The sequence below is a fragment of the Pseudomonas sp. R1-6 genome (assembly GCF_051132115.1).
Taxonomy (GTDB): Bacteria; Pseudomonadota; Gammaproteobacteria; order Pseudomonadales; family Pseudomonadaceae; genus Aquipseudomonas.
Map to the genome: position 1 here is coordinate 31,582 of NZ_CP071662.1, position 20,006 is coordinate 51,587.

Annotated in this window: 17 protein-coding genes; 10 read left to right on the forward strand and 7 right to left on the reverse strand. The window is 60.1% G+C overall.

Going from position 1 to position 20,006, the window contains the following annotated elements; translation table 11 throughout:
* Positions 1-35 precede the first annotated feature (35 nt).
* Both zigA and J3P81_RS00145 read left to right on the forward strand, forming a co-directional pair.
* Positions 36-1,244, forward strand: a complete 1,209-nt coding sequence (gene zigA / locus J3P81_RS00140; RefSeq protein ID WP_434561538.1) for a zinc metallochaperone GTPase ZigA — start codon at positions 36-38, stop codon at positions 1,242-1,244.
* Positions 1,244-1,894, forward strand: a complete 651-nt coding sequence (locus J3P81_RS00145) for a DUF1826 domain-containing protein (RefSeq protein WP_434561540.1) — start codon at positions 1,244-1,246, stop codon at positions 1,892-1,894. Before zigA ends, J3P81_RS00145 begins: the two co-directional genes overlap by 1 nt.
* On the opposite strand, the gene J3P81_RS00150 is transcribed toward J3P81_RS00145, so the two are convergent.
* Complete coding sequence (locus tag J3P81_RS00150) at positions 1,891-2,244, reverse strand: NADH:ubiquinone oxidoreductase (protein WP_434561542.1); 354 nt, start codon at positions 2,242-2,244, stop codon at positions 1,891-1,893. The two genes, J3P81_RS00145 and J3P81_RS00150, sit on opposite strands and share 4 nt — an antisense overlap.
* 27 nt (positions 2,245-2,271) lie before the next feature.
* Here J3P81_RS00150 and J3P81_RS00155 point away from each other — a divergent pair, with 27 nt between their 5' ends.
* Positions 2,272-3,237, forward strand: a complete 966-nt coding sequence (locus J3P81_RS00155; protein ID WP_434561544.1) for a CobW family GTP-binding protein — start codon at positions 2,272-2,274, stop codon at positions 3,235-3,237.
* 12 nt (positions 3,238-3,249) lie between these two features.
* Here the strand turns inward: J3P81_RS00155 and J3P81_RS00160 are convergent, their stop codons facing one another.
* Positions 3,250-3,672: a DUF3301 domain-containing protein gene (locus tag J3P81_RS00160; RefSeq protein ID WP_434561546.1), complete on the reverse strand. Its 423-nt coding sequence runs from the start codon at positions 3,670-3,672 to the stop codon at positions 3,250-3,252.
* 119 nt (positions 3,673-3,791) lie between these two features.
* Between J3P81_RS00160 and pdxY the strand changes: the two genes are divergently transcribed.
* Complete coding sequence (pdxY, locus tag J3P81_RS00165) at positions 3,792-4,664, forward strand: pyridoxal kinase PdxY (protein WP_420766098.1); 873 nt, start codon at positions 3,792-3,794, stop codon at positions 4,662-4,664.
* Positions 4,665-4,709: 45 nt separating this feature from the next.
* Here the strand turns inward: pdxY and J3P81_RS00170 are convergent, their stop codons facing one another.
* Positions 4,710-5,195 carry an acyl-CoA thioesterase gene (locus J3P81_RS00170; RefSeq protein ID WP_039593237.1) on the reverse strand — a complete coding sequence of 162 codons (486 nt, stop codon included), beginning with the start codon at positions 5,193-5,195 and terminating at the stop codon, positions 4,710-4,712.
* A 265-nt stretch (positions 5,196-5,460) separates the two neighbouring features.
* On the opposite strand from J3P81_RS00170, the gene J3P81_RS00175 reads away from it, so the two are divergent.
* On the forward strand, positions 5,461-7,224 hold the full coding sequence (locus J3P81_RS00175) for a cation:proton antiporter (RefSeq protein WP_420766099.1): 1,764 nt from the start codon (positions 5,461-5,463) through the stop codon (positions 7,222-7,224).
* 21 nt (positions 7,225-7,245) lie between these two features.
* Here J3P81_RS00175 and J3P81_RS00180 read toward each other — a convergent pair whose 3' ends face one another.
* The 3 genes from J3P81_RS00180 to uvrD form a co-directional block, all read right to left on the reverse strand.
* Complete coding sequence (locus tag J3P81_RS00180) at positions 7,246-7,653, reverse strand: SMI1/KNR4 family protein (protein ID WP_003187120.1); 408 nt, start codon at positions 7,651-7,653, stop codon at positions 7,246-7,248.
* 137 nt (positions 7,654-7,790) lie between these two features.
* Entirely contained in the window at positions 7,791-8,663 is an 873-nt protein-coding gene (locus J3P81_RS00185) for a Tim44 domain-containing protein (RefSeq protein ID WP_434561548.1), read from the reverse strand.
* 244 nt (positions 8,664-8,907) lie between these two features.
* The gene (uvrD, locus tag J3P81_RS00190; RefSeq protein ID WP_434561550.1) at positions 8,908-11,091 is read right to left on the reverse strand and encodes a DNA helicase II; all 2,184 of its coding nucleotides are present in this window, start codon (positions 11,089-11,091) and stop codon (positions 8,908-8,910) included.
* A gap of 260 nt (positions 11,092-11,351) precedes the next feature.
* Between uvrD and J3P81_RS00195 the strand changes: the two genes are divergently transcribed.
* From J3P81_RS00195 to J3P81_RS00205, 3 genes are all read left to right on the forward strand, one after another.
* Positions 11,352-14,216 carry a putative bifunctional diguanylate cyclase/phosphodiesterase gene (locus tag J3P81_RS00195; protein ID WP_420766102.1) on the forward strand — a complete coding sequence of 955 codons (2,865 nt, stop codon included), beginning with the start codon at positions 11,352-11,354 and terminating at the stop codon, positions 14,214-14,216.
* A 175-nt stretch (positions 14,217-14,391) separates the two neighbouring features.
* The gene (hexR, locus tag J3P81_RS00200) at positions 14,392-15,258 is read left to right on the forward strand and encodes a transcriptional regulator HexR (protein WP_003187110.1); all 867 of its coding nucleotides are present in this window, start codon (positions 14,392-14,394) and stop codon (positions 15,256-15,258) included.
* A 155-nt stretch (positions 15,259-15,413) separates the two neighbouring features.
* The gene (locus J3P81_RS00205; protein WP_434561552.1) at positions 15,414-15,623 is read left to right on the forward strand and encodes a PA3496 family putative envelope integrity protein; all 210 of its coding nucleotides are present in this window, start codon (positions 15,414-15,416) and stop codon (positions 15,621-15,623) included.
* On the opposite strand, the gene J3P81_RS00210 is transcribed toward J3P81_RS00205, so the two are convergent.
* Positions 15,565-16,527, reverse strand: coding sequence for a LysR family transcriptional regulator (locus tag J3P81_RS00210; protein ID WP_420766104.1), 963 nt, complete (start codon positions 16,525-16,527; stop codon positions 15,565-15,567). The two genes, J3P81_RS00205 and J3P81_RS00210, sit on opposite strands and share 59 nt — an antisense overlap.
* Before the next feature lie 187 nt (positions 16,528-16,714).
* On the opposite strand from J3P81_RS00210, the gene J3P81_RS00215 reads away from it, so the two are divergent.
* Together J3P81_RS00215 and oadA are read left to right on the forward strand one after the other, a co-directional pair.
* Positions 16,715-18,130 carry an acetyl-CoA carboxylase biotin carboxylase subunit gene (locus J3P81_RS00215; protein WP_420766105.1) on the forward strand — a complete coding sequence of 472 codons (1,416 nt, stop codon included), beginning with the start codon at positions 16,715-16,717 and terminating at the stop codon, positions 18,128-18,130.
* A gap of 12 nt (positions 18,131-18,142) precedes the next feature.
* Positions 18,143-19,951, forward strand: coding sequence for a sodium-extruding oxaloacetate decarboxylase subunit alpha (gene oadA / locus J3P81_RS00220; protein ID WP_434561554.1), 1,809 nt, complete (start codon positions 18,143-18,145; stop codon positions 19,949-19,951).
* Positions 19,952-20,006 lie beyond the last annotated feature (55 nt).

A 20,006-nucleotide genomic window follows, 5' to 3' on the forward strand; every position in this document is an offset into this window, starting at 1 on the left:
CCCGTGAATAACGGCGTCCCAACGAGGATCCTCTGATGACCAAGCGTCTCCCTGTGACCGTGCTTTCCGGATTTCTCGGTGCCGGAAAAAGTACCCTGCTTAATCACGTCCTGCGCAATCGGGATAACCTTCGCGTTGCCGTCATCGTCAACGATATGAGCGAGATCAACATCGATGGAAGCGAAGTCCAGCGAGACGTCAGCTTGAGCCGGTCGGAAGAGAAACTGGTGGAAATGAGCAACGGATGCATTTGTTGCACGTTACGTGAGGACTTGCTTGAAGAAGTCGGGCAACTTGCCCGGGAAGGGCGCTTCGATTATCTGCTGATCGAATCCACAGGCATCTCCGAGCCGTTGCCAGTGGCCGAAACCTTCACGTTTCGTGACGAGGAGGGCCGAAGCCTGGCCGATGTGGCGCGGCTCGACACCATGGTGACGGTGGTCGATGGGGTGAATTTCCTGCTGGATTATCAGGCCGCGGAAAGCCTGGCGTCACGGGGGGAAACTCTGGGCGAGGACGATGAACGCTCGATCACCGACCTGCTGATCGAACAGATCGAGTTTGCCGACGTGATTCTGATCAGCAAGATCGACCTGATCAGCCAACACGAGCGGGAAGAGTTGACCGCGATTCTGCAGCGTCTCAACGCCCAGGCGCAGATCATTCCAATGGTCATGGGTCAGGTACCGCTGGGCCGTATTCTCGACACCGGCCTTTTCGACTTTGAGCGCGCCGCCCAGGCGCCTGGCTGGCTACAGGAACTGCGTGGCGAGCATGTACCTGAGACAGAGGAATATGGCATTGCCTCGACCGCCTACCGGGCACGTCGGCCGTTTCATCCCCAGCGTTTCTTCAACTTCATCGACCGTCCGTGGCCAAATGGCAAGCTCCTGCGCTCCAAGGGGTTCTTCTGGTTGGCCAGCAAACCTGAGGAGGCGGGGAGCTGGTCCCAGGCCGGCGGCCTGATGCGCCACGGATTTGCCGGGCGCTGGTGGCGGTTCGTACCAGAAAACCAATGGCCGCAGGACCAAGAGAGCACAGCGGCCATCATGAAGAACTGGTCTGTAGCCACCGGCGATTGCCGTCAGGAGCTGGTGTTTATTGGCCAGGACATCGACTTTGGTCAACTCACCGCCGAATTGGACGCCTGCCTGCTCACCGACGAGGAATTGGCCCTTGGTGTCGAAAGTTGGCGGCTATTGTCCGATCCATTCGGCCCATGGCATGAAGAGGCGGTAGCGTGATGCTGGCGCCGAGTCTGAAAAGGGCATTGCAGGTACAGCAGGTCCAAGGCGATACACCGGAGATACTCACGAAGATCCTGGACGACGGCACCAACCTGGCGGTCTGGCAACGTCAGCTTCCCGCGCACATCGGCGATTTCGCGGCACTGGTACTTGCGTTGGACCAGCCATTGACCGAATCACGGGTGCTCGACTTGCCGGATGATGACGCCCAGCCAGCGCTGCAAGGCCTGGCTGCAGGCTTCAGCGACCTGCACGGCTATGAAGGCTTTATCGCCGACGTCTCTTGGCTGGTTTGCGCATTTGCTTGCCTGTTGGGGGCGCAACGGGTCGGTCTGCGTCTTCGCACGTTGGACAAGGCCATGTGCCCGCGCTTTCACGTTGATCACGTACCGGTGCGGCTGCTGACCACCTATGGGGGCGTCGGCAGCCAGTGGCTCAAGGAGGGCGTCATGGATCGCCAGCACCTGGGGCAACCTGAGGCCGAACCGGTGGATCCACAAGTGATCGAGCAGTTCTGTTGCGGTGATGTCGGCTTGCTTAAAGGCGAGAAATGGCACGGCAACGAGGGGTTTGGCCTGATCCACCGCTCACCGGAACCCGCCCCGCAAGAGCGTCGCCTGATTCTCACGCTGGACTGGTTGGCTTAAGGCTTGAGCCAGGTGCCCTGGCTTTGCCCTTCGCAAAATGGCTGCAGGTAAGCGGCATCGGTCGCCACGCCGTAGTAGTGAATATCCTGGCGGTAAGGCATATTGGCGACCTGAGCGTTGCGGCAAACGCCGAACGCGCCGCCGGGGCACTGATCGACGTATTGCACCTCGACCTCCTGGCCGGCCAGGTTTGGCTGGCAGAAGCCATCGGCAAACAGCTTCTGCGGAATATTGCGGTTCTGCTGGCAGACTTTCACATCGAGCCGCTCCGCCTGGCTGTGGACCACGCAAGCCTGGGCCAGTACGTGGTTCGACGTCAGCGCCAGTAACAACCAGCCGATCATTCGCATGTTCACCTCCATCGAAAGCCGTCGATTATGTTGCAGCACATCCCCACTCATGTCATAGCCGGCCCTTTGGGCGCCGGCAAGACCAGCCTGATCAGGCATCTTCTGGCCCAGCGCCCGGCCAGCGAGCGCTGGGCGGTGCTGATCAACGAGTTCGGTCAGATCGGCCTGGATGCCGCGTTACTGACCCAGGCTGGCGATGGTATCGCACTGGGCGAAGTGGCCGGCGGTTGTTTGTGCTGCGTCAACGGTGCGCCGTTTCAGATCGGTCTTGGGCGCCTACTGCGCAAGGCTCGGCCGGATCGGCTGTTCATCGAACCCTCGGGCCTCGGCCATCCGGTGCAGTTGGTGCGGCAGCTGAACGAAGCACCCTGGCTTGGTGTACTGGCGGTGCAGCCCTGCGTGCTGGTGTTGGATGCCCAGGCGATGGCGGACGGCAAGCCGTTGCCCGATGCGCAGCGACAAACCCTGACGGATGCCGGACTGCTGGTGCTGAACAAATCCGAGACCCTTACGCAAGCCGACCGGGAACGGCTGGCGATGCAACTGCCAGGACGGACGCTGTACTGGACGCAGCACGCAGCGTTGCCGATCGACCAATTGCCTGGCCTGGCGGCTCGGGGCAGCGAGGCTGTGGATAACTTGAGCCTGCCCAAAAGCCTGGGTCGAATGGCGGCCATATGGACCGACCCGGCGGTGCCGATCCGCCTGTATCAACAGCAGGAGGGCGGCTGGAGTATCGGCTGGCGCTGGCACCCCAGCCAGCAATTCGACGCAGCGGCGCTTACGCATTGGCTAAAAGATCATCACTGGAAGCGCGCGAAGATGGTTATCCACAGTGCCGACGGTTGGGTTTCAGCCAATGCATTGGAAGCGGCGGCACTGCAATGGCAAGCCAGTGAATGGCGCGAAGACTCGCGGATCGAGCTGATATTCGACCAGCCGCAAGACATTGATCGCCTGCAAACGGGTCTGTTGATTGCTCGGTGCACCTGAATCAGCTTTGCTTCAAGGCTTCCATTTGTTGTGCTCCTGACGCCACTGGCTCAGTTCGATGACTTCAGCCCTGGGCCGGGTCTGCACCGGCTCAACTGGCGTGGGCGGGGCCTCTTCGAAGGGCATCGGGTAGGGAGCCAGTTCGATATGCGCGCTGTGGGCACCGAACTGAGTGATGGTGCCGGTATGACGGGTCTCGCCCGTCACTGTGAATTCGAAATTATAGATACGTGCCAGGCGCCGCCGTCCGTTGGCGTCCTTGACGAATCCGATCTTTCGCAGCGCCACGTTGCCGTCCAGCAGCTCGATCTTCAGGTTGGCGCAATGTTGCATGACCCTCGCCAAGGCTCGTTCGCGCAAGCCATGGTTGTGCCACAGCCAGGCGCCGCCGGTAGCCAGCAGCATCAGCACGAAAATGTTTCCAAGGGTCAGCATGAACGAAGAGCTCCAACAAGTTGCTGTCAGCTTAACTGTGTCGCCGGTCTGTCGTACAGGCTGCGTTTAGTCGCATACTGCGCGGCTTGAATTTCAATCGTTTTACGGACATTTCCCGCATGAAACGCACGCCCCATCTGCTTGCCATACAGTCCCACGTGATATTCGGCCATGCCGGCAACAGCGCCGCCGTGTTTGCGATGCAGCGGGTCGGCGTAAACGTGTGGCCGCTCAACACCGTGCAGTTTTCCAATCACACCCAATACGGGCAGTGGGCCGGTGAAGTGCTCCCGCCGGACCAGATACCGCTGTTGGTAGAGGGCATCGCGGCCATTGGCGAGCTGGGCAATTGCGACGCGGTGCTGTCCGGTTATCTGGGTAGCGCAGCCCAGGGACAGGCGATCCTGTCGGGTGTGGCGCGCATCAAGCGTTGTAATCCCAAGGCGTTGTATCTGTGCGACCCGGTCATGGGGCATGCGGAGAAGGGCTGCATTGTCGCGCCCGAGGTGGGCAGGTTCCTGCTGGAAGAGGCCGCTGCCGTGGCTGACATCATGTGTCCTAACCAGCTGGAGCTGGACAGTTTTTCCGGCCGCAAGGCGCAATCACTACTCGACTGCCTGGCGATGGCCCGTGCGCTGTTGGCCCGTGGCCCGAAAGTCGTGCTGGTCAAGCACCTGGCTTATCCCGGCAAGCCCGAAGACAGCTTCGAGATGCTGTTGGTCACGGCTGAAGGCAGCTGGCACTTGCGCCGTCCATTGCTGGCGTTTCCCCGCCAACCGGTCGGAGTCGGCGACCTGACGTCGGGGCTGTTCCTGGCGCGGATACTGTTGGGGGACAGCCTGTCGGCAGCCTTTGAATTCACCGCTGCGGCCGTGCATGAGGTGCTGTTGGAAACCCAGGCGTGTGCAAGCTACGAATTGCAGCTGGTCCGCGCCCAGGACCGTATTGCCCATCCTCGCGTGCGATTCGAGGCCATGCCGATCAGCCTTTGATCGCTGTGGGAGCGAGCTCGCTCCCACCTTGATTTCGACGGCGGGTTACGGCCCGTCCGCCTTGATTTCCTGATAACGCCTCTCCAGTTCCTGGCGAATCTGGCGACGTTGCTGCGCTTGTTCGTAGCGGCGCTTCTCTTCGCTGTTCTGCGGTTGCAGCGGCGGGACGGGCGCGGGCTTGCGCTGGTCATCCACCGCTACCATGGTGAAGAAGCAGCTATTGGTATGGCGAACCGAGCGCTCACGAATGTTCTCGGTCACGACTTTGATGCCCACTTCCATCGAGGTATTGCCGGTGTAGTTCACCGACGCCAGGAAGGTGACCAACTCGCCGACATGAATCGGCTCGCGAAAAATCACCTGGTCTACCGACAATGTCACCACGTATCGGCCGGCATAGCGGCTGGCACAAGCGTAGGCCACCTCATCCAGGTACTTGAGCAAGGTGCCGCCATGGACATTGCCAGAGAAGTTGGCCATATCGGGGGTCATCAACACCGTCATCGACAGCTGGGCGTTTCCGGGTTCCATAACGTTCTCACGGTTCAAGGCAGCAGTTTCGAGGGCGCGCCTCTGCGGGCGCTGGAATGTGGTTAGCGGGTTCAAACCACTCATATCGGGACGCTGCGCCACGACTTGCCGTCACGCTTGGGTGGATCTGTTTCCATATATTGCACCGTCTTTTCGAAAGAAGTCCCGGTGTTAACCTGCAAAAAACCCGTCATGCCGGGTATTCCTACAAAAGAAACGGACGTACCCGACTTCACCTGGAGTCGTTTCGACAAGGAGCCCCACAATGCACGCCATCAGTTTCATTCAAGACCTGGCGATCATCTTGCTGGCGGCCGGGTTGGTCACCGTACTGTTCCATCGTTTCAAGCAACCGGTGGTGCTGGGCTACATTGTCGCCGGCTTTATCATCGGCCCGCATACGCCGCCGTTCGGCTTCATTCACGATGAAGAAACGATCAAGACCCTGGCCGAGCTCGGCGTGATCTTCCTCATGTTCTCCCTGGGCCTGGAGTTCAGCCTGCGCAAACTGTTCAAGGTGGGAGCCACGGCGTTTATCGCTGCGTTCCTAGAGATCGTATTGATGATATGGATCGGCTATGAAATTGGTCGCTGGTTCGACTGGAGCGCCATGGACTCGCTGTTTCTCGGCGCGATCCTCGCGATTTCCTCAACCACGATTATTGTCAAAGCCTTGAATGACCTGAAGATGAAAAACGAGCGCTTTGCGCAGTTGATCTTCGGGGTATTGATCGTCGAGGACATCCTCGGCATCGGTATCATCGCTTTACTGTCGAGCATCGCTGTCAGCGGCACCGTAAGCTCCAGCGAGGTGTTTTCCACGGTCGGTAAGTTGTCGCTGTTCATGATCGTAGCGTTGGTCGTCGGCATCCTGCTGGTGCCGCGATTGCTGGCGTACGTGGCGAAGTTCGACAGCAACGAGATGTTGTTGATTACCGTACTGGGGCTTTGTTTCGGCTTCTGCCTGCTGGTGGTAAAGCTGGAATACAGCATGGTGCTTGGGGCGTTCCTGATCGGTGCGATCATGGCCGAGTCTCGACAATTGCTGAAGATCGAGCGATTGGTGGAGCCTGTGCGCGATCTGTTCAGCGCAATATTTTTCGTGGCTATCGGGCTGATGCTCGATCCGGCCATTGTGCTTCAATATGCGTGGCCGATCGCGGTCATTACCTGCGCGGTGGTATTGGGCAAGATATTTTCTTGTGGTCTCGGCGCCTTTATCGCGGGAAATGATGGACGCACCTCTCTACGAGTCGGGATGGGGCTTTCACAGATTGGCGAATTTTCTTTCATTATCGCTTCGTTGGGGATGACCCTGCAGGTGACCAGCGATTTCCTTTATCCGGTCGCTGTGGCTGTCTCGGTGCTCACGACATTGTCGACCCCTTATCTGATTCGGGCCGCTGATCCGTTGTCGGTCAGATTGGCGTCGGCAATGCCGCAGCGATTGACGCGCGTGCTGGGCATGTATGGAGAATGGTTGCGCAGCATCCAGCCACAGGGTGAGGGAGCCATGCTGGCTTCCATCATCAGGCGCATCATGCTGCAGGTGGGTGTCAACCTGGCATTGGTGATCGCGATTTTTGTCTCGGGGGGGTATTTTGCCGAACGAGTGTCTGCCTATCTGCAAGACTGGATCAGCGATCCGAGCTGGCAGAAAGCGTTGATCTGGGGCGGCTCGCTGTTCCTGTCGCTACCGTTCCTGATCGCGGCGTACCGCAAGCTCAAGGCGTTATCGATGCTGCTGGCGGAAATGGGTGTAAAGCCGGAGATGGCCGGCCGCCACACCCAGCGCGTGCGTCGCGTGATCGCCGAAGTGATTCCGCTCCTTTCGCTGCTGGTGATTTTCCTGCTGCTGGCAGCCTTGTCAGCCAGTATCTTGCCGACCAACAAGCTGCTGGTATGGATCGCAGTGGTCGCGATTGCCTTGGCGGCCCTGCTTTGGCGCTGGTTTGTCCGCCTGCATACACGAATGCAGGTGGCCTTGCTCGAAACGCTGGACAATCACAAGGGATCGTCCGGGCATTGATCAGCGCCGGACGCTAGAGCATCAACTTTCCAACCAGACATCCCTTGCCCAGTGCCATACCGATTCCCACGTTTCCTCGGCGATCAGCTCCTCTTCTGCCTGCCATAGCACTACGGTGCCGTCTTCTTCGACACAGTAGTAGTCATCGCCGTCCTGGCAGATCGGAATCAGGCTTCGATCAACACCGGCATCCCAGGCATTGGCGGCCACATCCGGCAGGTAGGTATGGGACTGCGGATCGGTAACGGTCACCGGCTCCAGGCTGCCGTAGACGACATCGCTGACGGTGAGCAAAAACTCCCGGAACACGAACGGGATATCGATGAACAGCTGCTCTTCGATTTCCACCAGCAAGTCTTCGTCGGGCAATTCCAATGGAACCGGTACGGGTTCGTTGGCTTCGCGTAATTGTTCGATGATTTCTTCCACGTCCGGGATCCTCTTTCTCGATGGCGCGGTTTTACAGGGCGGTTTATACAGTAGCCCGCTGTAGATGCAACCGCGAAATAGAAAACCCCGGCAAGTGCCGGGGTTCTTTTATTTCAACCTGCGAAACGCGCAAAGGTTCAACCGTTCTGGCGGATACCTGCGACCAGCCAAGGCTGGTTTTCGCCTTGGGCACGTTCCATGTTCCAGCTTTCGCTGAACGCTTCACCTTGGTCGAAGCGAGAGTCTTTCGACACGCCGACGAAGGTCAGGGTGGCGATAGTCTTGTCGGCGCGATCGTCGACGCCTTCGAGTTGTATCTGGAGGTTGTCGATGTAGGTGGACTGATAGCCATCACCCAACTCGGCCCGCTCGCGCTTGAGGAACTCCAGCAATTGCGGGGTGACGAACTCGGCGATCTTGTCCATTTCGTTTGCGTCCCAATGCTGCTGCAGGGACATGAAATGGCTGCGTGCCGCTTCGATGAAGCGTTCTTCGTTGAACCAGGCAGGTGCGTTGATCACCGGGCGCGCCACTGGAGCAGCCGCGCCACCGAAGATCGAGCCACCGGCAGGTTGTTGGTTGAACACTTCACGCTGCATCGGCGCATGGCCGGCTGGAGCGAATTGCTCCTGCTGCTTGCGACGACGGGCTGCGATGAAACGGAAGACCAGGAAGGCAATGACCGCCATGATCAGGATGTCGAAGATCTGCATGCCCTGGAAGCCGTCGCCCATGAACATGGAAGCGAGCAGACCACCGGCCGCGATACCGGCCAGGGGGCCGAGCCAGCGCGAAGCGCCGCTGGCCTTGGTGGCCGCGCCAGCAGCACCTGCCGCGCCCGCGGTGGCGGCAGTGGACCCGGCGGCAGACGACGGCGCCATCTGGCTGGTCTGATGAGTCGGGGCTGCGCCCGAACTTTTACCACCGCCAAAACGCTTGGCGGCATTGGCGTCGATGGCCATCGTCAGGCCGATGCACAACGCCATGGCGATGCTAAGAAAACGTTTCATATAAAGGCATTCCCATTTGTGGATAGCACGCGCGCCATGTTGCACAGGTGAACTGTTGCTGGCTAGCAGCAGAGTGTTTCGGGCTTTTGCGTGACAGCCAAGGTTCAGGTTCGGCTCGCGCAAGGAGCCTTGTTCGCTTTGGGCTGTAGGAAAGGTGAACAAGTTCTATCGGAAATATTTAATGTTTCCAGAATAATTGTGGGAGCGAGCAAGCTCGCTCCCACAAAGGGGATTACCGAGGCTTTTAGATCGCTTCCAACTTGGCATACCCCAGCATCAGCCATTTGCTGCCTTCGCTGAAGTTGACTTGGACCCGAGCCTGGGCACCGGCGCCTTCGAAGTTGAGAATCACGCCTTCGCCGAATACCGAATGTCGGACGGCCTGGCCCAGGCTGAAGCCGGTTTCCGGGATGTCGCTGCCGCCAAACAGGCTGCTGGTGCCTTGTTGCTGACTGCCGCCGAACGGTCGACTGACACTGTTGGAAAGACGTACTTCCTGGATCAGACCCTTCGGCACTTCACGTACGAATCGCGACACTTTGTTGTAGGTCTCGCTGCCATACAAACGTCGGGTTTCAGCGTAGGTCATCACCAGGTTCTGCATGGCACGCGTGATGCCGACATAAGCCAGGCGCCGTTCCTCTTCCAGGCGTCCGGGCTCTTCCAGGCTCATCTTGTGGGGAAACAGACCTTCTTCCATGCCCACCAAGAAGACGTAGGGGAATTCCAGGCCCTTGGCGCTATGCAGGGTCATGAGCTGAATGCTGTCTTCATGCTCGTCCGCCTGGGTGTCGCCGGCCTCCAGGGAGGCGTGGCCGAGGAAGGCCGACAACGGCGACAGGTCTTCATCTTCTTCGGTGTTTTCGAAGTTGCGCGCAGCGCTGACCAGTTCCTCAAGGTTTTCCACCCGGGCCTGGCCTTTCTCGCCTTTTTCAGCTTCATGGTAGGCAATCAGGCCGGATTGCTCGATGACGGTCTGGGTCATCAAGTGAAGGGGCATTTCCCCGCATTTGGCGGCCAGGTCTTCTATCAGGTCCATGAAAGCCTTCAGGGCGCCGGCGGCACGGCCGGTGACGCCTTTGTTGTCCACCAGTTGGCGCATGGCTTCCCACATCGACACATGGCTGTGACGGGCATGGTCGCGAATCGCCTCGACGGTTTTCTCGCCGATGCCCCGCGTCGGCACATTGATTACCCGCTCCAGGGCCGCGTCGTTGCCTCGTCCTTCGATCAGGCGCAGGTAGGCCATGGCGTTCTTGATTTCGGCGCGTTCAAAGAAGCGCTGGCCGCCATAGATACGGTAAGGGATCCGTTCGCGAAGCAAGGCCTCTTCAAGCACCCGCGACTGGGCGTTGGAGCGATAAAGGATGGCGATGTCGCTGCGGGCCAGGCCGGTTTTCAACGCGCTCTCGATGGTTTCCACAACATAGCGGGCCTCATCGTGTTCGTTGAACGCGGCGTAGAGATTGATCGCCTCGCCTTCGTTGCCCTCGGTCCACAACTCCTTGCCCAGGCGACCGGTGTTGTTGGCGATCAGGGCGTTGGCGGCCTTGAGGATGCCAGCGGTGGAGCGGTAGTTCTGTTCCAGGCGAATCACCTCGGCGTCGGGAAAGTCCGCCGAGTACTGGTGGATGTTCTCGATCTTGGCGCCACGCCAGCCGTAGATCGACTGGTCGTCGTCGCCCACGACCATCAGGCTGTCGCCGCCCTTGGCGAGCAGGCGCAACCACGCGTATTGAACGGCGTTGGTGTCTTGGAATTCGTCCACCAGGACATGTCGGAAGCGCCTCTGGTAATGCTCCAGCAGCCCCGGGTGGTCACGCCACAGGTCCAGCGCCCGCAGCAACAGTTCCGAGAAGTCGATAACCCCCGCACGCTGGCAGGCCGCCTCGTAGGCTTCGTAGATGCTGCGCATGGTTGCCAGGAACAGGTCACCGCTGGCCTGGATATGCTGCGGGCGCAGGCCTTCGTCCTTCTGACCATTGATGAACCACTGAGCCTGGCGGGCGGGCCAGCGTTGTTCGTCCAACCCAAGTTCGCGAATCACGCGCTTGACCAACCGTTGTTGATCGTCGCTGTCCAGGATCTGGAAGGTCTGGCTCAGGCCGGCTTCCTGCCAATGGGCGCGCAACAGGCGATGGGCCAGGCCGTGGAACGTACCGACCCACATGCCAGCCGGGTTGATGCCCATCAACTGTTCGATGCGATGACGCATCTCGGCGGCAGCCTTGTTGGTAAAGGTGACCGACAGGACCGAATGGGGCGAGGCGTTCTCGACCTGGATCAACCAGGCGATACGGTGCACCAGCACTCGGGTCTTGCCGGAGCCGGCACCGGCCAGGACCAATTGACGGCCCACGGAGGCAGCAACTGCCTGGCGTTGGGCATCGTTTAGGGAGTTCAGCAAAAGGGAGAGATCATCGCGCATCGAGGCATTCTAGGGTGCGGCGCCACCTCGGGCAAACCGAGCTTTGCATTGGCCGACAAAACACCGCCTGCGGACGACCGGTCAGTCAGCGCCCGTAAGCATCGGCGGGGCTCGGTTACGGTGGCAGGCGCGCAATTGGATCCGCGTTTTTTCAGTATTTTTATGAACCAGGGCAGTGTGGGATGGCCTTTGGCTTGTGTATGCTCGGTGATCGTTTCGGGCTCACCATGCTCCCCTGAATAAGAACAAGAACAACATTTATGACCTTCAATTCCGATCTGGCAGGCCCGCGTGTAGAGCCGCGGATTATCTGCAAGCAGTACGCCACGGAAATGGCGGTCGAACGCACCAGGTTGTTGTACCAGGGCTCGCTGCTGCCCACATTGTTCATGCTGATCAACGGTCTGGTCTGCGCGGCGCTGCTGTGGGAGCCTCAGCGCTATTTCCTGGTCAGCGTGTGGCTGGTCTGGTTACTGTCGCTGGTCGCGCTGCGGGTGATCCAGGTGGCCGCTTTCGATTCGGCGATACCAAGCCGCCAGGCCCACCCGGTCTGGTTGCGCATGTTTCTTCTGGGCTCGGCCATGACCGGCCTGACGCTGGCCGGTGCGGGCATTGCCCTGGTGCCGGCGGACAGTTTCCAGCAACAGGCTTGGGTGTTCGGCCTGATCGGCGCCGCGACCCTCTCTGCCAGTGTCGCTTACGCCGTGAGTCTACCGGCGTTCCTGTCCTTTACCTTGCCCTGTCTTTTGCCGGCTATCGCTTATCTTTTCTGGGGGCCGGACGAGCATCAACGTGGCTGGGGTTGGCTCGGGCTGGTGGTGCTGGTCTCGCTGAGCGTGGTGGCCTGGCAGGTCAACCGGCTGATACAGAACGGGATGTTGCGACGGTTCCAGAACCAGGCGTTGATCGAGCATTTGCAGCAGGCACAAAGCCGCGGCGCGCAGCTCAACGAGGCGTTGGCCCGGGAGGTCGAACAGCGTCGCTCCGCCGAGGCCCAATTGCGCACGGCGCAGGTTGGCCTGGAGGCGCGGGTAGCGCAGCGCAGCCTCGAACTGGAGGCGGCCAGCCAGGCCCTGGTCAAGAGTGAAGCGCGCCTGGCGTTGGCCCTCAAGGCCAGTGAGCTGGGGTTGTGGGACTGGAACCTGCAGACCGACGAGGTTCATCACACCCAGCTCAAGGAGCTGTTTGGCCTGGAACCCGAATACATCACGGCCATGCTCAGTCATCTCACCCCGCGCCTGCATCCCCAAGACCTTCCGGCGCTCAAGCGTGCCCTTGTCGAACATCTGAAGGGCCGCAGCGAGGATTACCAGATCGAATACCGCGTGCGCCACGGCGACGGCCATTGGGTCTGGATCGAAGACCGCGGCCGGGCCGTGGAGCGCAGCGCGAATGGGCGGGTACTGCGCATGGTCGGTACGCGCCGCAACATCAGCGTCAGCAAGGAGCTGGAACAGCAGCGCCAACTGGCCGCCACGGTGTTCGAGGCCGCCAGTGAGGGTATCGTGATTTTGGATCCCAATTACGCGCTGCTTGCCGCCAACCAGGCGTTTACACGAGTGACCGGCTTCGATATCGCGGACATGCTGGGGCGCAATGTGGTTGATCTGCCTTGCAGTCGCGACGCGCGTCGGCACTATCCGGTGATTCGCCAAGCGCTCAAGCAGCACGGCACCTGGCAAGGCGAGCTGGTTGAGGCGCGCGCCAACGGCGAGCTCTACCCACAGTGGCTCCAGTTGAATGTCGTGCGGGACTCGCGGGGAAATATCAGCCATATAGTCGGTTTCTTCGCCGATCTTTCAGCGCGGCGCGAATCCGAAGAGCGGATGCGCTATCTGACCCATTATGACGAGCTGACCGGGCTGGCGAACCGCTCGCTGTTCCGTGAGCGCTTGAACGAAGCCCATCAGCGGGTGCGCCAGGGAGGACGGCGTAGCCTGGCCTTGCTGCACATCAACCTCGACCGTTTCAAACTGCTCAACGACAGCCTCGGCCATGACATCGCCGACCAGCTTTTGCAGAAAATGGCTCGGCGCCTGATCAACGCATTGCCCGAAGCCGACACCATCGCCCGGCTGTCCGGCGATGAGTTTGCGGTACTGTTCGACGCCTACGGCAATCTTTCGAGCCTGGCGCGAGTGGCGACCCGACTGGCCACCAAGCTTCGCGTGCCGGTGACGATCGATGGTCACGAACTGGTGGTCAGCGCCTCCATAGGCATCAGCCTGCTGCCGGATAACGCGCGGGAAATTTCCACCCTGGTCAGCCAGGCCAACATGGCCATGCAACACGCCAAGCACTTGGGCGGGAATAATTTCCAGTTCTACACCGACAGCCTGCAAGCCAGCACGCTGGAGCGTCTGCAGTTGGAGAACCAGTTGCGCAAGGCGTTGGAAGAACAACAACTGAAAGTGTTCTACCAACCCAAGCTATGCCTGGCGACGGGGCGTCTGAATGCCGCCGAAGCGTTGGTGCGCTGGGAGCATCCGAGCATGGGCCAGATTCCACCCGGGGAGTTTATCGGTCTCGCCGAAGAAACCGGGCTGATCGGTCCGATCGGCGAGTTCGTGCTGCGCCAGGCTTGTTGGCAGGCGTGTGAATGGCAGCGCCAGGGGCTGGAGTCCATTCGTGTCTCGGTCAACCTTTCGGTGCATCAGTTGCGCCAGGGCAAGTTGGTCAGCCTGGTGCGCCAAGTGCTCGAAGAAACCGGCCTGGCTCCGCATTATTTGGAGCTGGAACTCACGGAGAGCCAGTTGCTTGACAGCGTCGAGCACATCATCGCTACGTTCCAACAGCTGCGGGATCTGGGAGTCAAGCTGGCCATCGATGACTTTGGCACCGGTTATTCGTCCCTGAGCTACCTCAAGCGCATCCCGGTGGATTACGTGAAGATCGACCAGGCCTTCGTTCGTGGGCTGGAGGAGGGGGGCGAGGACGCGGCCATCACCCGCGCGATCATTGCCATGGCCCACGGACTGTCGCTCAAGGTTGTGGCCGAAGGTGTCGAGCGGGAGGGACAGCTTGAGTTCCTGAAGAATGAGCACTGCGACGAAGTCCAGGGTTATCTCATCAGTCGACCGGTTGGAGCCGAAGGCCTCGCCCGTCTGCTGCGGGAGCAGGGATAGGATTGGACTTGGCGTGCGCCGAGCCTGCGAGACGGCTACAAGGAGCGTCGCCCGCCAAAACAAGGGACAACAAGGTCAATTCAGTTACGTATTGGACAGGCGAAGAGGCGATTCTTGTAGTATAACTACAAGCCTGCTACATCCCGGCACCTGCCCATAACAAGAGTCCAGCCCCTTGAACCTGTTGCAACACATTGCCCAGTCACGCCACTTGCTGCGCAAATCGGAGCTGAAAGTCGCCGATCATGTACTGCTTGATCCCGCGGCCGTGATGCACAGTTCCATGGCCGATCTGGCCCACAGCGTTGGCATCAGCGAACCAACCATCGTGCGTTTTTGCCGGGCTATCGGTTGCTCGGGTTTCCAGGACTTGAAGCTCAAATTGGCGCAAAGCCTGGCGGCCGGTGCCAGTTTCGGGCAGTTCGCTATTCATGAAGACGATTCGGTCGCCGACTATAGCCTGAAAATTTTCGACACGACGCTGCACACCCTGATGGAGGTCCGCGAGAAACTTGACCCGGTCGCGCTGCAGAAAGCCGTGACGGCAATGTCCCAGGCCCAACGTGTCGAGTTCTACGGGTTCGGCGCCTCGGGTGCGGTGGCGGCCGACGCCCAGCACAAGTTTTTCCGGTTGCTGCTGACGGCGGCGGCTTATTCCGACCCGCACATGCAGGCCATGTCGGCCGTCACGTTGAAGCCGACCGACGTGGCGATCTGTATTTCCCAGTCGGGGCGCTCCAAGGATCTGTTGATCACTGCCAATCTGGTGCGTGAAAGCGGCGCCTCGCTGATCACCTTGTGTCCGAGCCAGACACCGCTGGCTGAGCTCTCCACCGTGAACCTGGCGATCGACGTGCACGAAGACACGGAAATCTATACGCCATTGACGTCGCGCATTGCCCACCTGGTGGTTATCGATGTGCTGGCGATGGGCGTCGCCATGGCGCGTGGCCCAAGCCTGGTCAACCACCTCAAGAGCGTGAAGCGCAGCCTTCGCAGCTTGCGGTTGTCACCCAAGTCGGTGAAGGCGCTGGACGACTGAACGAGGCCTTGGAAGTCAGGGCTTCTGGGCGAGGGAGCAAGCTCCCTCACCACGGGGCATTTGGCCGAATTCATCGTTCTGTAACGCTCGCGCCGCCAAACCGTCATCCCTCACCGTCATCGTGAAGCTCCCGTATACGTCTTGGGAGTCTCGACATGACCCAGTCCTACGAAGAACGCAGCGCCGCCAAAACCCGTCGCCAGCAGGAAGACCAGCGCCGCATGGCGTTCCGTCGTGCCATCGAAGACCGCTATGAGCAGCGTCAGCTCCTGGCGCAAATAAGCGAATATCCTGACCTGATGGAAATCAATTACTGGCAGGCAACGCCGGCGGTTTCCCGTCGAAACGCTCAACCAAGCCGATGATCTGCGCACGTTCGCCGCGAACGAATGCCAGAAACGCATGAGCCACCGGTGACAGGCGCTTGGCCCGGGCCTGTACAAGGCACCAGCTGCGATACAGCGGCAGCTCCTCCACCGGCAACTCGATGAGCGCGCCGGACGACAATTCCCGGCTCACGGCGTGGCGCGTCAAGAGCGCCACGCCCAGCCCGGCCACCACGCATTCACGCTGGGCTTCGGCAGACGCCACCTCCAGCGTCTGGGTGAAATGCACCCGTTTCTCCTTGAAATATTCCTCACAGGCCAGCCGCGTGCCTGAACCCGGCTCGCGCAACAGCTGCGTATAGGGTTCCAGGTCTTGCAAGCGCAATGAGCCCATGTGGCACAGCGGATGATCGGGCGGCGCCACCGCAACGATGGGATTATTGAGAAACGGCAGAAACTCCAGGCCCATGTCCTGCGGCACCATGGACATGATCACCAGGTCATCCCGGTTATCCGAAAGCCTGCGGATGACTTGGCCGCGATTGACCACCGTAAGGTTCAGGTTGACCTCCGGATGCTGGCGCTTGAACGCGGCGAACAGATGCGGGACGAAGTACTTGGCGCTGGACTCCACCGCAAGCTTCAGCTGGCCTTGCAGCGAGCCCTGCATGTCGGAAAGCTGCATATCGAGGTTTTCCAAACGACCGAAGATATCCCGGCTGGCGCGTTGCAGCGCTTCGGCGGCTTCGGTCATGTAGAGTTTTTTGCCGACATACTCAAACAACGGCTGGCCGATCAGCTCTTCCAGGGATCGAATCTGTAGGCTAACGGCCGGTTGCGTGAGAGACATTTCGTCCGCCGCACGGCTGTAGGACCTCAGATCGCACACCTCATTGAAGATTTGCAGCTGACGCAACGTCATACGCATCAATGACTTACGCATTTTTCAAGCACTCTGGTCCGAGACTGATCACCCAACTATAAGTGTTTGCTTATGCGTGACCCAATAATTATTCATTTTTGTTAATCCCCAGCCAGGACTAGTGTGGGGCTGCGACCAATTGTTACATCTGGTCACGCGTCGGCCTGGATCCCAGGCCGTGGTATCACCGGCTCAAGGGAACCTCCAATTGATAACAAAGATCCTGATCGCCAACCGTGGTGAGATTGCCGTCCGCATCGTGCGCGCCTGCGCCGAGATGGGCATTCGCTCGGTCGCGGTCTACTCCGACGCGGACCGCCATGCGCTGCATGTCAAGCGTGCGGACGAGGCCCACAGCATTGGCGCCGATCCGCTGGCCGGTTACCTCAACCCGCGCAAATTGGTCAACCTCGCCGTGGAAACAGGCTGCGATGCCTTGCACCCCGGCTATGGCTTTCTGTCGGAAAACGCCGAGCTGGCAGATATCTGCGCTGAACGCGGAATAAAATTCATCGGTCCGTCGGCGGAAGTCATCCGGCGGATGGGGGACAAGACCGAAGCGCGCCGCAGCATGATCAAGGCGGGCGTACCGGTGACGCCAGGCACCGAAGGCAACGTCGCGGGCATCGAAGAAGCCCTGGCCGAAGGCGACCGAATCGGTTACCCGGTAATGCTCAAGGCGACGTCCGGCGGCGGCGGTCGGGGTATCCGTCGCTGCAACAGCCGCGAAGAACTCGAACAGGCCTTCCCGCGTGTCATCTCCGAAGCCACGAAGGCGTTTGGATCGGCGGAAGTGTTCCTCGAAAAATGCATCGTCAATCCCAAGCACATCGAAGCGCAGATCCTGGGCGACAGCTTCGGCAATGTGGTGCACCTGTTCGAACGGGACTGCTCGATCCAGCGCCGCAACCAGAAGCTGATCGAAATCGCCCCCAGCCCGCAACTGACCCCCGAACAGCGTGCCTATATCGGCGACCTGTCTGTGCGCGCCGCCAAGGCTGTCGGTTACGAGAACGCCGGTACCGTTGAGTTCCTGCTCGCCGAAGGCGAGGTGTACTTCATGGAGATGAACACCCGGGTCCAGGTAGAGCACACCATTACCGAAGAAATCACCGGTATCGACGTGGTGCGCGAGCAGATTCGCATCGCCTCCGGGCTGCCGCTGTCGGTCAAGCAGGAAGACATCCAGCACCGCGGCTTTGCGTTGCAGTTCCGCATCAACGCCGAGGACCCGAAAAACAACTTCCTGCCCAGCTTCGGCAAGATCACCCGCTACTACGCCCCGGGTGGCCCGGGCGTGCGCACCGACACGGCGATCTACACCGGTTACACCATTCCGCCGTTCTACGATTCGATGTGCCTGAAGCTGGTGGTCTGGGCGCTGACCTGGGAAGAAGCGATGGACCGCGGCTTGCGGGCCCTGGATGACATGCGCCTGCAAGGGGTCAAGACCACCGCCGCGTATTACCAGGAAATCCTGCGCAATCCGGAGTTCCGCAGCGGCCAGTTCAATACCAGCTTCGTTGAAAGCCATCCGGAACTGACCAACTACTCGATCAAGCGCAAACCCGAAGAGCTGGCCCTGGCCATCGCCGCCGCCATTGCCGCCCACGCAGGCCTGTAAGGAATCATGACAATGTCCAAGAAGATCCACGTAACCGACACAATCCTGCGCGACGCCCACCAATCGCTGCTCGCCACTCGCATGCGCACCGAAGACATGCTGCCGATCTGCGACAAGCTCGACAAAGTCGGCTATTGGTCGCTGGAAGTCTGGGGCGGCGCAACCTTCGACGCTTGCGTGCGCTTTCTGAAGGAAGACCCGTGGGAGCGCCTGCGCCAACTGCGTGCGGCGCTGCCCAACACCCGCCTGCAAATGCTCCTGCGCGGCCAGAACCTGCTGGGCTACCGCCATTACAGCGACGACGTGGTCAAGGCGTTCGTGGCCAAGGCTGCGGTCAACGGCATCGATGTGTTCCGTATCTTCGATGCGATGAACGACGTGCGTAACCTGCGGGTCGCCATCGAAGCGGTGAAGGCTGCCGGCAAGCATGCCCAGGGCACCATCGCCTATACCACCAGTCCGGTGCACACCATCGAAGCATTCGTGGCCCAGGCCAAGCAGATGGAAGCCATGGGTTGCGACTCGGTGGCGATCAAGGACATGGCCGGGCTGCTGACCCCCTACGCCACTGGCGAATTGGTCAAAGCCCTGAAAGCCGAGCAATCGCTGCCGGTCTTCATCCATTCCCACGACACCGCCGGCCTCGCCGCGATGTGCCAGCTCAAGGCTGTCGAAAACGGCGCCGATCACATCGATACCGCGATCTCCAGCTTCGCCTGGGGCACCAGCCATCCAGGCACCGAGTCGATGGTCGCCGCTCTCAAGGGCAGCGAATTCGACACCGGCCTGGACCTGGAACTGCTGCAGGAAATCGGCCTGTACTTCTACGCCGTTCGCAAAAAATATCATCAGTTCGAGAGTGAATTCACCGCGGTGGACACCCGCGTCCAAGTCAACCAGGTTCCGGGTGGAATGATTTCCAACCTGGCCAACCAGTTGAAAGAGCAGGGCGCACTGAACCGCATGAACGAAGTGCTGGCGGAAATCCCACGAGTACGCGAAGACCTCGGCTTCCCGCCGCTGGTGACCCCGACCTCGCAGATCGTCGGCACCCAGGCGTTCTTCAACGTATTGGCCGGTGAGCGCTACAAGACCATCACCAACGAAGTGAAGCTCTACCTGCAAGGCGGATACGGCAAGGCACCTGGCGCGGTGAACGAGAAGCTGCGTCGCCAGGCCATCGGCAGCGAAGACGTGATCGATGTGCGTCCGGCCGACTTGCTCAAGCCGGAAATGACCCGGTTGCGTGGTGAAATCGGTGCCTTGGCCAAATCCGAGGAAGACGTGCTGACCTACGCGATGTTCCCGGACATCGGGCGCAAGTTCCTCGAGGAGCGTGAAGCCGGCACCTTGACCCCCGAAGTACTGCTGCCTATCCCAGAGGCGGGCAGCTTGAGCTCCGCTGGCGGCGAAGGTGTACCGACCGAGTTCGTCATCGATGTCCACGGCGAAACCTATCGCGTCGACATCACCGGCGTAGGCGTCAAGGCCGAGGGCAAGCGGCATTTTTATCTCTCCATCGATGGTATGCCGGAAGAGGTCGTGTTCGAACCGCTCAATGAGTTCGTCAGCGGCGGCAGCAGCAAGCGCAAGCAAGCCACCGCGCCGGGCCACGTCAGCACCACCATGCCAGGCAACATCGTTGATGTGCTGGTCAAGGAGGGCGACGTGGTGAAGGCCGGCCAAGCAGTGCTGATTACCGAAGCCATGAAAATGGAGACCGAAGTCCAGGCCGCCATCCCAGGCAAGGTCACGGCGATTCATGTAGCCAAGGGCGACCGGGTCAATCCGGGCGAAATCCTGGTGGAAATCGAAGGCTGATCCGAACAGCCGCGATATAACGTTTTACCTCGGGGGAGCAGGTGCTCCCCTTTTT

What these genes read in the sequence shown, in the direction of transcription:
- zigA (WP_434561538.1), top strand. Translation starts at nt 36, where the DNA reads ATGACCAAGCGTCTCCCTGTGACCGTGCTTTCCGGATTTCTCGGTGCC.
- J3P81_RS00145 (WP_434561540.1), top strand. Translation starts at nt 1,244, where the DNA reads ATGCTGGCGCCGAGTCTGAAAAGGGCATTGCAGGTACAGCAGGTCCAA.
- J3P81_RS00150 (WP_434561542.1), bottom strand. Translation starts at nt 2,244, where the DNA reads ATGCGAATGATCGGCTGGTTGTTACTGGCGCTGACGTCGAACCACGTA.
- J3P81_RS00155 (WP_434561544.1), top strand. Translation starts at nt 2,272, where the DNA reads ATGTTGCAGCACATCCCCACTCATGTCATAGCCGGCCCTTTGGGCGCC.
- J3P81_RS00160 (WP_434561546.1), bottom strand. Translation starts at nt 3,672, where the DNA reads ATGCTGACCCTTGGAAACATTTTCGTGCTGATGCTGCTGGCTACCGGC.
- pdxY (WP_420766098.1), top strand. Translation starts at nt 3,792, where the DNA reads ATGAAACGCACGCCCCATCTGCTTGCCATACAGTCCCACGTGATATTC.
- J3P81_RS00170 (WP_039593237.1), bottom strand. Translation starts at nt 5,195, where the DNA reads ATGGAACCCGGAAACGCCCAGCTGTCGATGACGGTGTTGATGACCCCC.
- J3P81_RS00175 (WP_420766099.1), top strand. Translation starts at nt 5,461, where the DNA reads ATGCACGCCATCAGTTTCATTCAAGACCTGGCGATCATCTTGCTGGCG.
- J3P81_RS00185 (WP_434561548.1), bottom strand. Translation starts at nt 8,663, where the DNA reads ATGAAACGTTTTCTTAGCATCGCCATGGCGTTGTGCATCGGCCTGACG.
- uvrD (WP_434561550.1), bottom strand. Translation starts at nt 11,091, where the DNA reads ATGCGCGATGATCTCTCCCTTTTGCTGAACTCCCTAAACGATGCCCAA.
- J3P81_RS00195 (WP_420766102.1), top strand. Translation starts at nt 11,352, where the DNA reads ATGACCTTCAATTCCGATCTGGCAGGCCCGCGTGTAGAGCCGCGGATT.
- J3P81_RS00205 (WP_434561552.1), top strand. Translation starts at nt 15,414, where the DNA reads ATGACCCAGTCCTACGAAGAACGCAGCGCCGCCAAAACCCGTCGCCAG.
- J3P81_RS00210 (WP_420766104.1), bottom strand. Translation starts at nt 16,527, where the DNA reads ATGCGTAAGTCATTGATGCGTATGACGTTGCGTCAGCTGCAAATCTTC.
- oadA (WP_434561554.1), top strand. Translation starts at nt 18,143, where the DNA reads ATGTCCAAGAAGATCCACGTAACCGACACAATCCTGCGCGACGCCCAC.